Annotated in this window: 15 protein-coding genes; all 15 read left to right on the top strand. The window is 70.7% G+C overall.

Features of this window, described 5'->3' with window-relative positions; all coding sequences use genetic code 11:
* Positions 1–30 precede the first annotated feature (30 nt).
* The 15 genes from ACYQ77_RS09970 to ACYQ77_RS10040 all read left to right on the top strand — a co-directional run bounded on the left by ACYQ77_RS09970 (position 31) and on the right by ACYQ77_RS10040 (position 14529).
* On the top strand, positions 31–774 hold the full coding sequence (locus tag ACYQ77_RS09970; protein WP_459709643.1) for a 16S rRNA (uracil(1498)-N(3))-methyltransferase: 744 nt from the start codon (positions 31–33) through the stop codon (positions 772–774).
* Positions 775–2263: 1489 nt separating this feature from the next.
* Entirely contained in the window at positions 2264–3199 is a 936-nt protein-coding gene (locus ACYQ77_RS09975) for a DNA polymerase domain-containing protein (RefSeq protein WP_459709644.1), read from the top strand.
* A 9-nt stretch (positions 3200–3208) separates the two neighbouring features.
* Positions 3209–3565: a histidine triad nucleotide-binding protein gene (locus tag ACYQ77_RS09980; protein WP_459709646.1), complete on the top strand. Its 357-nt coding sequence runs from the start codon at positions 3209–3211 to the stop codon at positions 3563–3565.
* Positions 3566–3671: 106 nt separating this feature from the next.
* Entirely contained in the window at positions 3672–4736 is a 1065-nt protein-coding gene (locus tag ACYQ77_RS09985; RefSeq protein ID WP_459709647.1) for a PhoH family protein, read from the top strand.
* Positions 4737–4738: 2 nt separating this feature from the next.
* Positions 4739–5308 carry an rRNA maturation RNase YbeY gene (gene ybeY, locus ACYQ77_RS09990; RefSeq protein ID WP_459709649.1) on the top strand — a complete coding sequence of 190 codons (570 nt, stop codon included), beginning with the start codon at positions 4739–4741 and terminating at the stop codon, positions 5306–5308.
* Positions 5309–5323: 15 nt separating this feature from the next.
* Positions 5324–6640, top strand: a complete 1317-nt coding sequence (locus ACYQ77_RS09995) for a hemolysin family protein (protein ID WP_459709650.1) — start codon at positions 5324–5326, stop codon at positions 6638–6640.
* Complete coding sequence (locus ACYQ77_RS10000; RefSeq protein ID WP_459709652.1) at positions 6633–6947, top strand: cytidine deaminase; 315 nt, start codon at positions 6633–6635, stop codon at positions 6945–6947. The genes ACYQ77_RS09995 and ACYQ77_RS10000 overlap by 8 nt, the downstream gene beginning before the upstream one ends.
* A gap of 20 nt (positions 6948–6967) precedes the next feature.
* Positions 6968–7867 carry a GTPase Era gene (gene era / locus ACYQ77_RS10005; protein ID WP_459709653.1) on the top strand — a complete coding sequence of 300 codons (900 nt, stop codon included), beginning with the start codon at positions 6968–6970 and terminating at the stop codon, positions 7865–7867.
* Between the two features lie 1177 nt (positions 7868–9044).
* Positions 9045–9794: a DNA repair protein RecO gene (gene recO, locus ACYQ77_RS10010; RefSeq protein ID WP_459709655.1), complete on the top strand. Its 750-nt coding sequence runs from the start codon at positions 9045–9047 to the stop codon at positions 9792–9794.
* Positions 9795–9804: 10 nt separating this feature from the next.
* A complete protein-coding gene (locus ACYQ77_RS10015) occupies positions 9805–10620 on the top strand; it encodes an isoprenyl transferase (protein ID WP_459709656.1) in 816 nt (271 codons plus the stop codon).
* Positions 10617–11042: a YbjN domain-containing protein gene (locus tag ACYQ77_RS10020; RefSeq protein WP_459709658.1), complete on the top strand. Its 426-nt coding sequence runs from the start codon at positions 10617–10619 to the stop codon at positions 11040–11042. Before ACYQ77_RS10015 ends, ACYQ77_RS10020 begins: the two co-directional genes overlap by 4 nt.
* A complete protein-coding gene (locus ACYQ77_RS10025; protein WP_459709659.1) occupies positions 11039–12049 on the top strand; it encodes a permease in 1011 nt (336 codons plus the stop codon). The genes ACYQ77_RS10020 and ACYQ77_RS10025 overlap by 4 nt, the downstream gene beginning before the upstream one ends.
* The gene (locus ACYQ77_RS10030; RefSeq protein WP_459709661.1) at positions 12046–12768 is read left to right on the top strand and encodes a TIGR03943 family putative permease subunit; all 723 of its coding nucleotides are present in this window, start codon (positions 12046–12048) and stop codon (positions 12766–12768) included. Before ACYQ77_RS10025 ends, ACYQ77_RS10030 begins: the two co-directional genes overlap by 4 nt.
* Positions 12758–14140 carry a tetratricopeptide repeat protein gene (locus tag ACYQ77_RS10035; protein ID WP_459709663.1) on the top strand — a complete coding sequence of 461 codons (1383 nt, stop codon included), beginning with the start codon at positions 12758–12760 and terminating at the stop codon, positions 14138–14140. The genes ACYQ77_RS10030 and ACYQ77_RS10035 overlap by 11 nt, the downstream gene beginning before the upstream one ends.
* Positions 14137–14529 (top strand): NUDIX hydrolase, encoded by a 393-nt coding sequence (locus ACYQ77_RS10040; RefSeq protein WP_459709664.1) that lies wholly within the window; start codon positions 14137–14139, stop codon positions 14527–14529. The genes ACYQ77_RS10035 and ACYQ77_RS10040 overlap by 4 nt, the downstream gene beginning before the upstream one ends.
* The last annotated feature ends 269 nt before the right edge of the window (positions 14530–14798 follow it).

The following is a 14798-nucleotide window of genomic DNA, read 5'->3' on the forward strand; positions in this document are numbered from 1 at the left end:
GGCCGAGCGAACCGACAGCGAAGCGACGTCGTGAGCGACACCGCCCCCGTCTTCCTCGTCGACACGGTCCCGTCGGGCACCACCACGGTGCTCGACGGACCGGAAGGCAGGCACGCCGCAGCCGTCCGCCGGCTGCAGCCCGGCGAGGAACTCGTCATCGCCGACGGCAACGGCACCGCCGCCGCCTGCGTCGTTGAAACGGTTCAAGGCAAAGAAGGTCTGACGCTGCGCCTCGTCCGGCGGTGGACGGAACCCCAGCCACAGCCCCGGATCGTGCTCGCACAGGCACTCATCAAGGGCGACCGGGGCGAACTCGCCGTCGAACTCGCCACCGAAACCGGCGTCGACGTCATCGTGCCGTGGCGCGCCGGCCGCAGCATCGTCAAATGGGAGGACGGCCCCCGCGGCGCCAAAGCGTTGGCCCGGTGGCGCAGCACCGCACGCGAAGCGGCGAAGCAGTCTCGGCGCACGTGGATCCCCGACGTCACCGAACCCGCCACCACCCGGCAACTCGCCGAACTGGTAAGGAAAAGCGCCGCCACCGTCATCCTCGACGCCGCCGCCGAGACCGCCATCCGTGATCTCGAACTGCCCACCGACGGTGACCTGGTCCTGGTCGTGGGACCCGAAGGAGGTATTTCCGAAAGTGAGTCCGACACCCTCCGCGCCGCAGGTGCGCAGGTAGCGAGGCTCGGTCCCACCGTCCTGCGGGCCTCGACGGCCGCGGCCGCCGCTATAGCCGCGCTTGGAGTCCTCACGCCACGCTGGCGCTGAGCGTGCACAACGGTCTACTCTTTGCACAGCACCACACCCGAAAACACAACGTGGAGCGCAAGAGCTACCGCCGGACACCTCCCCCCTCGGTCCGGCGGCGTCGCGTCGCGGTGGAGCGACCCCCAGGCTTCACCGCGACGCGACATCCCCTTCCCTGTTCGGTGGTTCCCACCTTCCCCGCGCCCTTGTGTCTGCCGGGGGGCCGAGCCCCCCGAACCCCCCACGGTGCGGTTTCTTCCTGACCCAGCTTGGTTGCCTTCGTTGCTGGCGTCTTCCGCCCCTGTCGGGCGACGGCAATCAGTGCTTGCCCGGGAAGCAACCATCGCCGCGGCCGCCCGTCCCCGGAGGGCGGCAACCCGAAACGGTCACTGCGACGGCAACCCCGATCCCGGAAAGCACCCGCGAAAAGCGGCACCCCGGGAAGCCACCCACCAGGGAAGCCGCCCACTCGGGAAGGCAACCAACCGCGGGAGATACCTACCGCTACGCAACCCCGCGGCGGGTGCCAACACAAAGGCAGCCAATCCGCGGCGAAGCGCTGACTGTCTGCCGCCGCACGCCTCCGCGACGAACTCGGCACGTCCGCGGTTTCCAGGTTGGTTGTCTTGCGGGGGAGTGTGTCGTTCGGGGTGGGTGTCTTCGGGGGCTGGGTGCTTTCGGGAGTAAGCGTCGTCCGGGGTTGATCGCCTTCGAAGGTGGGCGTCGTTCGGGGTGGTTGTGGTCGTGGGCCTTCTGGGGCTCGTCGTTTTCGCGGGTGTTCTGGCGTTGGTTGCTTTCGCGGAGGGTGTCTTCGGGGGGGGGGGGTGCTTTCGGGGAAGTGTCGTCCTGGGTGGCCGCCTTCGAAGGTGGGTGTCGTTCGGGGTGGCTGTGGTCGTGGGGCGTTCTCGGGCTTGTCGTTTCGCGGGGTGTTCCGGGTGTTGGTTGCTTTCGAGGAGGCGTCTTCGGCGGGCCTTCGGGGGAAGTGTCGTCTGGGGTTGATCGCCTTCGAAGATGGGTGTCGTTCGGGCTGGTTGTGGTCGTGGGGCGTTCTGGGGCTTGTCGTTTCGCGGGGTGTTCCGGGTGTTGGTTGCTTTCGAGGAGGCGTCTTCGGCGGGCCTTCGGGGGAAGTGTCGTCCGGGCTGATCGCCTTCCAAGGCGGGCGTCGTTCGGGAGGTTGTCTTCGTTGTGGGTGTGGTCCCGGGGGTTGGGTGCCTTGGCGGGGGTGAGCAGCTTTTGGGTTGGGCGTCTTCGAGGGTGGGCGTCGTTTGGGTGGTTGCCTTTGTGGTGTTGCCTTCCGGGGGCGTGCCTGCCGTGTCCGGCGGTCCTCCGTTCGTTGCTGGTGTCTCTCCGCCCCCTGGGCGCTTGTGTGTGCTCGCGGCATTGCGTCGGTTCGGCTTCCGAGGGCGTGCCCGTGGCCTCTCATGGTTTCTTTGTGCAACCTCGCTGTTCTCGGGTTTCTCCTTCCCGGTCTTCGCGTTAGGTTGGCTTCGTGGCTGGTGGTGCTCCTGCCGTGGAGCTTGAGGTCGGGGATCGGGTCGTGCGGGTCAGCAATCCGCAGCGGGTGTACTTCTCCGCGCGCGGTGAGACCAAGCTCGACCTCGCCCGGTACTACCTGGCCGTTGGCGACGGGATCGTCAACGCGCTCCGCGAGCGGCCCTGCATGATGCACCGCTTCCCCGACGGCGTCGACGGGGAGAAGGTGCACCAGAAACGGCTGCCCCGGGGCGCGCCGCCCTGGGTGGAGACCGTGCGGGTGCACTTTCCGCGCTACGGGCGGCACGCGGACGAGCTGTGCGTCACCGAACTGGCCAGCGTGATCTGGGCGGTGCAGATGTCGTGCGTCGAGTTCCACCCCTGGAACTCGCGGCGCGCGGACACCGAGAAACCCGACGAATGGCGCATCGACCTCGACCCCATGCCCGACGCCGGCTTCGACACGGTGCGGAAGGTCGCCCTGGTCGTGCAGGAGGTGCTCGCCGAGCTCGGCGCGGTCGGGTTTCCCAAGACCTCAGGAGGGAAGGGGCTGCACATCTACGTCCGCATCCTGCCCTCGTGGGGCTTCCAGGACGTCCGCCGGGCCGCGCACGCGTTCGCGCGGGAGGTCGAGCGGCGGGCCGACGGGCTGGTCGACCTGTCCTGGTGGCGGCGGGAACGGGACCCCGCGTCCGTGTTCGTCGACTACAACCAGAACGCGCGCGATCACACGATCAGGTCGGCCTACTCCGTGATCGGGGTACCGGAAGGGCGCGTGTCGACACCCATCCGGTGGGACGAGATCCCGGACGTGGACCCGCGGGAGTTCACGATCGCGACCGTTCCCGCGCGGTACGCCCAGCTGGGGGACCTGCACGCGGACATCGACTCGCACGTGTTCGACCTGACGCCGCTGCTCGAGTGGGCCGATAGGGACGGGCAGGAGATCCCCGACCTCGACCAGACCGACTAACCTCACCGCATGTCCGAGAACGACTGCCTGTTCTGCAAGATCATCGCCGGGGACATCCCCTCGACGAAGGTGTACGAGACCGATACCACCTACGCCTTCCGGGACATCAACCCGCAGGCAGACGTGCACGTCCTGGTGGTGCCACGCACCCACTACGAAGACGCGGAGGCCCTCGCGAAGGCGCCGACGGAGCTGGCTGACGTCATCAGCGCGGGCGCCGCCATCGCCAAGCAGGAAGGCATCGACGAGTCCGGGTTCCGGCTCGTCTTCAACACCGGCGAGCACGCGGGCCGCACCGTCTTCCACGCCCACCTGCACGTCCTCGGCGGCGAGCAACTGGGCACGTTCGGACGCCCCGGCCACTGAGCACCCGTAACGTCGATGCGAACTGTCGGAGGGGGCGACTAACATCGAACCCGACAGAGATGACCGAGCTGGCGCGACCAGGCGCAGAAGGCAGGACCGAAAGCACGTGACCGGTACCGCACGGGGCAGCGCGAGCCCCCCTTCTGCACCTACCCCAGCCGACCCGGCACAGTCCCGGTTCAACGTCCCCGACCAGGCCGTTCTCGCCCTGCTCGGCTCCCGCGACGAGAACCTGAAGGTGGCCGAGGAACTCCTCGACGCGGACATCCACGTCCGCGGCAACGAGGTCACCCTGTCCGGGGCACCCAGCGACGTCGCGTTCGCCGAACGGGTGTTCGCCGAGCTAGTCACCCTCGCGAGCCGCGGTCAGCAGCTCGGGCCCGACGCGGTGCGCCGCACCGTCGCGATGCTGTCGGCCGGTGGCACGGAATCGCCGGCCGAGGTGCTGAGCCTCGACATCATCTCGCGGCGCGGGCGCACGATCCGGCCCAAGACGCTGAACCAGAAGCGCTACGTCGACGCCATCGACCAGCACACGGTCGTGTTCTGCATCGGCCCGGCCGGTACCGGCAAGACCTATCTCGCGATGGCGAAGGCCGTGCAGGCGCTGCAGGCCAAGCAGGTCAACCGCATCATCCTCACCCGGCCCGCGGTCGAGGCGGGGGAGCGGCTCGGCTTCCTGCCCGGCACCCTGTACGAGAAGATCGACCCGTACCTGCGGCCGCTGTACGACGCGCTGCACGACATGGTCGACCCCGAGTCGATCCCCCGGCTCATGCAGGCGGGCACCATCGAGGTCGCGCCGCTGGCCTACATGCGCGGCCGCACGCTGAACGACGCGTTCATCATCCTCGACGAGGCGCAGAACACCTCGCCCGAGCAGATGAAGATGTTCCTGACCCGCCTCGGCTTCGGCTCGAAGATCGTCGTGACCGGTGACGTCACGCAGGTCGACCTGCCGGGCGGCACGCAGAGCGGTCTGCGCGTCGTGCAGAACATCCTCGGCGACGTCGACGACGTGCACTTCGCCACGCTCTCCAGCAGCGACGTGGTGCGGCACAAGCTGGTCGGCGACATCGTCGACGCGTACGACCGGTGGTCGGCGACGCAGGAGAACAACCAGGACGCGCGCCGGTCCGGCCCGCGTGGACAGGCGCGGCGAGGCCGGTAGACGTGAGTATCGAAATCGCCAACGAGTCGGGCGTGGCGGTTGACGAACCGTCCATTGTGGCCGCGGCCCGGTTCGCGCTCGACCGGATGAAGGTCAGCCGTCTCGCCGAGCTGTCGGTGCTGCTCGTCGGCCTCGACGAGATGGCCGACCTGCACGAGCGCTACCTCGACCTGCCAGGTCCCACGGACGTCATGGCGTTCCCCATGGACGAGCTCGAGTCCGCGCGCAGGCCCGACGCGCCCGACCCCGGGCCGACGCTGCTCGGCGACCTCGTGCTGTGCCCGCGGTTCGCCCGCGATCAGGCCCGCAAGGCAGGCCACTCGCTGATGGACGAGCTGCACCTGCTGACCGTCCACGGTGTACTCCACCTGCTCGGCTACGACCACGCCGAACCCGCCGAGGAGCGCGAGATGTTCACGCTCCAGAAGCGGATCCTCGCCGACTTCAAGAGCGAGCGGGCCGCCGCGCAGCGCAGGGCCGCGCAGCGCCGCGAGGACGACAAGCTGCTCGGCGCGGCCGGGTTCATGGAGACCGACGACAGCAAGCCGGACTCCGACGACACGGCCGGATAACCCTCGGGGGTCTAAGTGAGCAGCTCCGCGGGACTACTCGTGATCGCGGTACTCCTCGTGGTCCTGGCCGGCTTCTTCGCGTGCGCCGACGCCGCGATCTCCGCGGTCTCGCGGGCGCGGGTCGACGGGCTGGTCCGCGGCGGCCGCACGGGCGCACGGCAGCTGGACGCGGTCGTGGCGGAACGGCCGCGCCACATCAACCTGTTGCTCCTGCTGCGGCTCGGCTGCGAACTCGCCGCGACCGTCCTGGTCACCGTGGCGTTCATGCGGATCATCGACTCGAACTGGGTCGCCGGGCTCGTGGCGGCGCTGTCGATGATCGTCGTGTCGTACGTGCTCGTCGGCGTCGGGCCGCGCACGCTGGGCAGGCAGCACCCGTACTCGGTCGGCCTCATCGCCGCCGGGCCGGTGCGGGCGCTCGGCACCGTCCTCGGTCCGCTGTCGCGCCTGCTGATCGTCGTCGGCAACGCCATCACCCCGGGTCGCGGTTTCCGCGAGGGCCCGTTCTCCTCCGAGGTCGAGCTGCGCGAGCTGGTCGACATGGCGCAGGAGAGCGGCGTCGTCGACGCGGGCGAGCGCGAGATGATCCACTCGGTGTTCGAGCTGCGCGGCACGATCGCGCGCGAGGTCATGGTGCCGCGCACCGAGATGGTGTGGATCGAGCAGACCAAGACCGTGCGGCAGGCGCTCGCGCTGTCGCTGCGCACCGGTTACACGCGACTGCCGGTGATCGGCGAGAGCGTCGACGAGGTCGTGGGCGTCGTCAACCTCAAGGACCTCGTCAAGGCCACAGTGGACCCGCAGACCAACGGGCGCGGCGAGCGGCGGCTGGTCAGCGAGCTGATGGGCGAGGCGACGTTCGTGCCCGACTCCAAACGCCTCGACGACCTGCTGCGCGAGATGCAGCTGTCCCGCAACCACATGGCGATCGCCGTCGACGAGTACGGCGGCACCGCGGGCCTGCTGACCATCGAGGACATCCTGGAGGAGATCGTCGGCGAGATCACCGACGAGTCCGACACCGAGGACCGCCCGCCGGTCGAGCACCTCGACGACGGCGCCGTGCGGGTCAGCTCCCGCCTGCCGGTGGAGGACCTCGGCGAGCTGTTCGGCATCGAACTGGACGACACCGACGTCGAGACCGTCGGCGGCCTGCTCGCCCAGCAGCTCGGCCGTGTCCCGCTGCCCGGCACCGAGGCCGAGATCGAAGGGCTCGCGATGCGCGCGGAAGGCGGCAAGGACGGCCGCGGCCGCATGCGGATCACGTCGGTGGTCGTGCGCGGCGTGCCCGCGACCGCCGAGCCGGAGAAGGAAGGAAGCGAGAGTGGCTGACCTCGACCCCGAGGACGCGAAGCTGATCACCCTGGCGCGCTCGGCGCGGGCCCGCAGCGGTGCGGTCGAGGGCGCGGCGGTGCGTGACGACACCGGCCGCACCTACGTCGCCACCACCGTCGACCTGCCGTCGTTGCAGCTCACGGCCCTGCAGGGGGCGGTGGCGGCCGCGGTGTCCAGCGGGGTGCGCACGCTCGAGGCGGCCGCCGTGGTCACCGACCTGCTCGACGTCGACCGGGCGATCGTCGACGACCTCACGCCGTCCGCGCCGCTGCTGGTCGCCGACCCGAAGGGCGAGCTGCGCTGACCCGGGGTGAGAATGGCCCGATGACCACACCGCACCGCTCCGGCTTCGCCTGCTTCGTCGGCAGGCCGAACACGGGCAAGTCGACGCTGACGAACGCGCTGGTCGGCAGCAAGGTGGCCATCACGTCCAGCAAGCCGCAGACCACCCGGCACGCGATCCGCGGCATCGTGCAGCGGCCCGACGCGCAACTGATCATCGTGGACACCCCCGGCCTGCACCGGCCGCGCACGCTGCTGGGGCAGCGGCTCAACGACGTGGTGCGCGCCACCTGGTCCGAAGTGGACGTGGTCGGGTTCTGCGTGCCCGCCAACGAGAAGATCGGCCCCGGCGACCGGTACATCGCGGCCGAGCTGGTGAAGCTGTCCCGGCACACACCGGTCGTCGGCATCGTCACGAAGACCGACGTCGCGACCAAGAACCAGGTCGCCGACCAGCTCGTGGCGCTCCAGGAGGTCATGGAGTTCACCGACCTGATCCCGGTGTCCGCGGTGGACGGTTTCCAGGTCGACCGACTTGCCGACGTGCTGGTGTCCCGGCTGCCGGAAGGCCCCCAGCTGTACCCGGACGGCGAACTGACCGACGAACCCGAGGCGACGCTCATCGCCGAACTGGTCCGCGAGGCCGCACTCGAAGGCGTGCGGGACGAACTGCCCCACTCGATCGCGGTGACCGTCGAGGAGATCACGGAACGCGAGGATCGCGACGACATGCTCGACGTGTGGGCGAACCTGTACGTCGAGCGCGACAGCCAGAAGGGCATCGTGCTGGGGCACAAGGGGGAGCGCCTCAAGTCCGTGGGCGCGACCGCGCGCAGGCAGATCGAGGCGCTGCTCGGGAGCAAGGTGTACCTGCACCTGCACGTGAAGGTCGCGAAGGACTGGCAGCGCGACCCGAAACAGCTGCGCCGCCTGGGTTTCTGAGCCGCCGCTCGTGGGGTGGCTTTGATTCGCACACGGCTCGGCCGGGTCGGCGACTTGGCGGGCGTGGCCTGACCTCGATCGGTTCCACAGGCAGGGGCGTGGCGGGCCGGGTCGGTTGGGCCGGTGGTTCGGTCGCTGGTGTGGTGGCTCGGTCTTGAGCGGTTCCGCAACCAGCCAGAGTGGTGCGGTTGTGTCGGTGGCTTGGCCGCTGGTTCGGTGGCCCCCGAATTCGAGTGGTTCTGCAGGTGGCCGGTGGCGGGCCGGGTCGGTTGGACCGGTGGCTCGGTCGTTGATGTGTGGCTCGATCTTGAGCGGTTCCGCAGGTGGCGGGGTGGCGGGTGTGGTGCGGTTGTGTCGGTGGCTCGGCCGCTGGTGCGGTGCCCCCGCTTTCGAGCGGTTCCACAGGCAGCGGTATGGCCCGCCGGGTCGGTTGGATCGGTGGCTCGGTCGCTGGTCTGCGGCTCGATCATGAGAGGTTCCGCAGGCAGGGGCGTGGCGGGCCGGGTTGGTCGGATCGGTGGCTCGGTTGTTGGTTTGTGGCTCGATCTTGAGCGGTCTCGCAGGTGGCGGGCCGGGTCGGTTGGGTCGGTGGCTTGGCCGCTGGTGCGGTGGCTTCCGATTTCGAGCGGTTCCGCAGCCGGCGGCATGGCGGGCCAGGTCGGTTGGGTCGGTGGCTCGGTTGTTGGTTTGTGGCTCGATCTCGAGCGGTTCCGCAGTCGGCGGCGTGGCACGCGCAGTGCAGCTGGGTCGGTTGGGTCCCTGGCTTGGCCGCTTGATTCGATTCGGTTTCGCAGCCAGCGGCTGGGGTGGTGCGCCCCCGTTGGTTGGATCCCTGGCGTGGGCCGCTCGGCGATTGGTTCCGCAGAAAGCGCGTGGGGCAACCGGGTCCGTCCGATCCGTGGCTTGGCCCTCGGGTCAGCGGACGTAACCAACACGACCGCCCCCGCAGAAACGGCTCCGCCCGGCCCCCGGGCGGCCTCCGGCCCCCGGTTGCCAGCGTACGGCAGGCCACCGACAACGGAGGCCCGCTCCGCGCCCGCCTGTGGACAACCGCCGTACCTGTAGACAACCCGCCCGCAGCGGCCGCGACCGGCGCGGGATTGTCGGTGGTCGCGGGTAAGCTGGTCGACCGGGGGCCGGAGGCCGTCCGCCTCCCGCGCGTGCAGATGGGATACCCGTGAGCCTCTACCGCGACACCGGGGTGGTCCTCCGGGTGCAGAAGCTCGGTGAGGCCGACCGGATCATCACGTTCGTCACGCAGCGCCACGGCAAGGTGCGCGCCGTCGCCAAGGGTGTGCGGCGTACGACCTCCCGGCTCGGCGCGCGGGTCGAGCCGTTCGCGCACGTCGACGTGCAGTTCTACACGGGCCGCACGCTCGACGTGATCACCCAGGTGCAGACGATCGACGCGTTCGGCGCGGGCATCGTGACCGACTACCAGCGCTACACCGCGGGCTGCGCGGTGCTGGAGACCGCCGACCGGATGTCCGCCGAGGAGGGGGAGCCCGTCCTGCGGCTCTACCTGCTCGTCACCGGCGCCCTGCGTGCGCTCGCCGACGGTGAACGCGATCCCTCGCTCGTGCTCGACGCGTTCCTCATCCGGGCGATGGCGTTCGCCGGGTGGGCACCCGCGGTGAACGAGTGCGCTCGCTGCAACGAACCCGGGCCGCACCGCAGCTTCTCCGTGCAGGCCGGTGGTTCCGTCTGCCCGCGGTGCCGGCCGCCGGGCTCGGCCGCGCCCGCCGAGGAAACCCTGAACCTGATGAACGCGCTGCAGCTGGGCCGGTGGGACATCGCGGAACGGTCGACGAACAACGCCCGCCGCGAGGGCTCGGGACTGATCGCCGCCCTGCTCCAGTGGCACCTCGAACGGCAGCTCCGGTCACTCCCACTGGTGGAACGCAAGGGCGTCCAAACGACTCAGTAGTGTCAGCCCCATGCTCCGCCGTCGTACCCGACCGCAACCTCCCGAGCCCCACCCGTCCGGCGAGAAGCCACCCGCCATCCCGGCCCAGTTCGTGCCGCAGCACGTCGCGATCGTGATGGACGGCAACGGGCGCTGGGCCAACCAGCGCGGCCTCACCCGCATCGAAGGGCACAAACGCGGCGAGGCGCAGGTCGTCGAGGTCGCCAAGGGCTGCATCGAACTGGGCGTCAAATGGCTGTCCCTGTACGCGTTCTCCACCGAGAACTGGCGCCGCAGCCCCGACGAGGTCCGCTTCCTCATGGGCTTCTCCCGCGAGGTCATCCGCAACCGCACCGACGAGCTCGACGCCATGGGCGTGCGCGTGCGGTGGGCGGGCAGGCGGCCGAGGCTGTGGCGCTCGGTCATCACCGAGCTGGAGTCCGCCGCCGAGCGCACCAAGCACAACGACGTCCTCAACCTCGCCATGTGCATCAACTACGGCGGCCGCGCCGAGATCGGTGACGCCGCCCGCGAGATCGCGCGGCTCGCCGCCGCGGGCAAGATCAACCCGGAGAAGGTCTCCGAGCGCACCATCGCCAAGTACCTGTACCAGCCCGAGATGCCGGACGTGGACCTGTTCATCCGCCCGTCCGGCGAACAGCGGACCTCCAACTTCATGCTGTGGCAGTCCGCTTACGCTGAGCTGGTGTTCCAGGACATCCTGTGGCCCGACTTCGACCGGCGCGACCTGTGGCGCGCCGTCGAGCAGTACGCCCGGCGCGACCGGCGCTTCGGCGGGGCCAAGGACAGCGACGAGGTCGCGGCAGCACTCAAGGGAGAGGCATGACTGAACAGGAAGCGTTGAGCACGGCGGACCTGCTCACCAAGGCCCGCACCGCGCTCGAGGCCTTCCACGACGTGCACGTCGACGACGACGGCGCGCTCACCTTCCGGCACGTGGACGTCCCGTGCGCGGTCCAGGCCATGCAACTCGCCGAAGGGCTCACCGTCCTCAGCCTCACCTGCGTCGTCGCCTGGGACCTGCCCGACGACCCGAACCTCGCCAGGTCCGCGGCGGAACGCGCTGGTCAGGGCCTGTTCGGCACGCTCGGCGTGGTGCACACCGAGCGCGGCATGGACGTCACGCTCCGGTACGCGTTCCCCGCCGACGGGATCAGCGCGTCCGCGCTCGGCACGTTGCTGATGCTCGTCGTGTCGACCGCGTCGCAGCTGCGCACCGAGCTGGTCGGGGAGGCCAAGGGCGAGTGACGGAGACAGCCGAGGAGACCGCGCGGGAGACGCGACCACGTCGCAGGATCACCTCGCTCGAGGTCCTGTGCGTGCTGCTCGTGCTCGCGATCGTCGGCCAGGGCCCGCTCTCGGACCTCCTCGACGTCAAGGCCGTCCAGACCGGCGCCACGATCTTCGTGGCGGTCTGCGTGCAGGCGCTGCCGTTCCTCGTGATCGGCGTGCTGATCAGCGGTGCGATCGCCGCGTTCGTGTCCGCCGACCGGTTGCGCCGGCTGCTGCCGAAACGCGCCGCCCTGGCCGTCCCGGTCGCCGGGGTCGCGGGGGTGGCGCTGCCGAACTGCGAGTGCGCGGCGGTGCCCGTCGCACGGCGGCTGATCCAGCAGCAGGTGCCCGCGTCGGTCGCCGTCACGTTCCTGCTCGCCGCGCCTGCGGTGAACCCGATCGTGCTCGTCGCCACCGCGGTCGCGTTCCCCGGCGAGCCGAGGATGGTGCTGGCGCGGTTCCTCGGCTCCTTCGCCACCTCGGTCGTCATGGGCTGGGTGTGGGCGCGGTTCGGGCGGATGGAGTGGTTCGCCGAGCGGGCGCTGCGGCGGCTGCCGGAGCACCACGACCACCGGGACCGGTGGGCCGTGTTCTTCGAGACCGCGCGGCAGGACCTGGTCGACGCGGGCGGGTTCCTCGTCGTCGGCGGGCTCACCGCCGCGGTGCTCAACGTCGTCGTGCCGCGGTCGTGGACGGACGCGCTGGGCGAACAGGTGCTGCTCGGCGTGTTCGTGATGGCGGTGCTCGCGGTCGTGCTGGCGCTGTGCAGCGAGGCGGACGCGTTCGTCGTCGCGTCGCTGTCGACCATGCCCCTGCTGCCGAAGCTGGTGTTCCTCGTCGTGGGACCCGCGATCGACGTCAAGCTGTTCGCGTTGCAGGCAGGCACGCTCGGCAGGCGGTTCGCGCTGCGGTTCGCGCCCATGACGTTCGCGGTCGCGGTCCTGTGCGCGGTGGTCGTCGGCGCCGTGGTGTTGCCGTCATGAGGCGTGAGACCCAGAACATCCTGCTGGTGCTGCTCGGCGGCGCACTGCTGAAGATCTCGTTCACCGGCACCTACCTGCGGTACGTGAAGCCGAGCCACCAGTGGCTGCTGATCGCGGGCGGCGCGATCATGATCCTGCTGGCCGCGGTGTCGATCGTCCGGGAGATCCGCGGGCAGCGCGACCCCGGCGAGCACGGGCACGACCACGCCCACTCGGCGCGCAGTGCGTGGCTGCTCGTCCTCCCTGTGTTCGCGGTGTTCCTCATCGGACCGCCGCCGCTCGGCTCGGACTCGGTCGAACGCGCGGCGGGCAACCGGCCGGAGGTGCCGTCGACGGAAGGGGAGGGGTCCGCGCTGTTCCCCGAGCTGCCGCCGGGCGACCCGATCGTGTTGCCGCTCAGCGACTTCTCGGCCCGCGCCGCGTGGGACCGCGGCCACTCACTGGACGACCGGACCGCCCGGCTCACGGGATTCGTTGTGCAGGAAGGCGATGACACGTACGTCGCGCGGCTCGCGATAAGCTGCTGCGCGGCGGATGCCTTCCCGGTCAAGGTGAAGCTGCTCGGGCGGGAACTGTCCCACCTCGCGGACGACAGCTGGATCGTGGTCGACGCCGAGCTGCGTCCCGGGTCGGCCACCCGCGCCAACGAGTACGTCCCGTCCGCCACCGTCCACGCGGTGCGCGGCATCCCGGAGCCCGAGGATCCCTATGAGCACTAGACGGGAGCGCAGGCTCGTGGACAGGTTCGAACACGCGCGTGCGCTCCACGAGGCGGGCAGGCTGCGCGAAGCCGAGGCCGAGTACCGCGCCCTGCTGTCGACCCGCATGAAGCGCGACGAGCCGTACCACCCCGAGACGCTCGCCGCGTGGCAGCACCTGGCGCTGCTGATGTCGGTCGACGGCCGCGCCGACGAGGCCGCGGACATCGCCGCGACGACCACCGAGTCGTACGCTCGCGAGTACGGGCTCAACCACCCCGAGACGTTGCAGAGCCGGGCCAGCCTCGCGGTCGTCCGGTTCACGCAGGGCCGGTTCGCCGACGCCGCCGCGCTGCACACGTCGGTGCTGCGGGAACGGGAACGGTCGCTGGGCGAGGCCGCCGACGCCACCGTGGAGAGCCGCCGCCTGCTGGCGGGCACGCTGGCGCGCGTGGGCCGCGCCGCCGAGGCCGAGGACCTGTTGCGCCTCAACATCACCCTCGCGCCCGACAACCACCGCAGGCTCGAGGCTCGGACCGTCCTCGCCGACCTGCTGTTCCAGCTCGACCGGCTGCCGGAGGCGCTGACCGAGTTCACGGCGGTGGCCGACGCGGCCCGGCACGGCCCGATCGCACTCGTGGCACGGCAGGGCCGGGCCGGCGTGCTGTTCGCACTGGGCCGCTTCGCCGAGGCGCTGACCGGGTACCGGTCGCTGGAGTTCGCGTCGGGCGACCAGAACAACGACCTCGTGCACGCGTCGATCGAGCACGTCCGTGCCGCCATGGGCGACGCGGAGAGCGCGGTCGTGGAACTGCGGTCGCTGCTGGCGAACGTGCGCGACCGGTGGGGGCCGTACGCCCCGGTGGTGCGCGCGACGCTGCTGGTGCTGGGCGACGTGCTGCTGATGGCGGACCAGCCCGCCGCCGCGGTCGAGGCGTTCGACGACGCGATCGACGCGCTGCGGCGCACGTGCGGCCCGCGCGACTCGATGACGTTGTGCGCCAGGCACATGGTGGGCGTCGCACTGGTGCGGGTGGGCCAGCTGGACGAGGCGGAACAGGAGTTCCTCGCGGCGGCGGACCGCGACGACCGGCCGCCGTCCCACAGCTGTGCGCTGGCCATCCGCCAGGGCCTGGCCCGCATCGCCGCCGCCCGCGGCGAGTTCAAGGCAGCCGCCACCGCGCAGGCGGAGGTCGTGGCCGGGCTGACCGCGCTCTACGGGCCCGACCACCCGAACACGCTCGAAGCCCGCTTCGACGCGGCCAACCTGTTGCGCCACCGCGCGTACCCGGTGGAGGCGGCCGCCGAACACCGCGAGATCCTCGCCGCCCGCACCCGCGTGCTCGGCGCGGACCACCCGGACACCCGCAAGAGCCGCGCGGCCCTGCGATGATCGACAAGGTGGCGTGGCTGCGGCTGGAGGGCGGGAAGATCCTCGGCACCCGCTCGCGGGGCAAGGACGTCTGGTACCTGCCGGGCGGCAAACGCGAGCCCGGCGAGACCGACGTCGAGACGCTCGTCCGGGAGATCGCGGAGGAGCTCACCGTTGTGATCGACCCCGGGAGCGCGGTGCACGTCGGCACCTTCGAGGCGCAGGCCCACGGCCACGCGGCCGGCGTTGTCGTACGCATGACCTGCTACGGCGCCGAGTACGCGGGAACGCTCGCGCCGAGCAACGAGATCGCCGAACTGGCGTGGCTGACCTACGCCGACCGCGACCGGGTGTCCCCAGTGGACCAGCTGATCTTCGACGACCTGCACCGCGCGGGCCGGCTCCGATAGCCGCGGGCTCACCGCGTCGACGAGTCGAGCTGTCGTCCGCGTGACCCCGCGCTCGGGGTGGCGGGCGAGGTCGAGCACGAACCGGGCCCGCGACGCGACGAGCGGATCGTCCGCGTGGGTGAGTGCCGTGACCGACCGGCGGAACGCGGCGTCGGCAACGTGCCGGACCACGAGGGCGTACATCCAGTTGGTCCCGGTGCCACCCCGCCCGGGCCTGGGCCATCTCGACGGCCAGGTGCGGTTCGCCCGGCACACGCGGTCGGACCAGT

The sequence above is a fragment of the Actinophytocola sp. KF-1 genome (assembly GCF_054661535.1).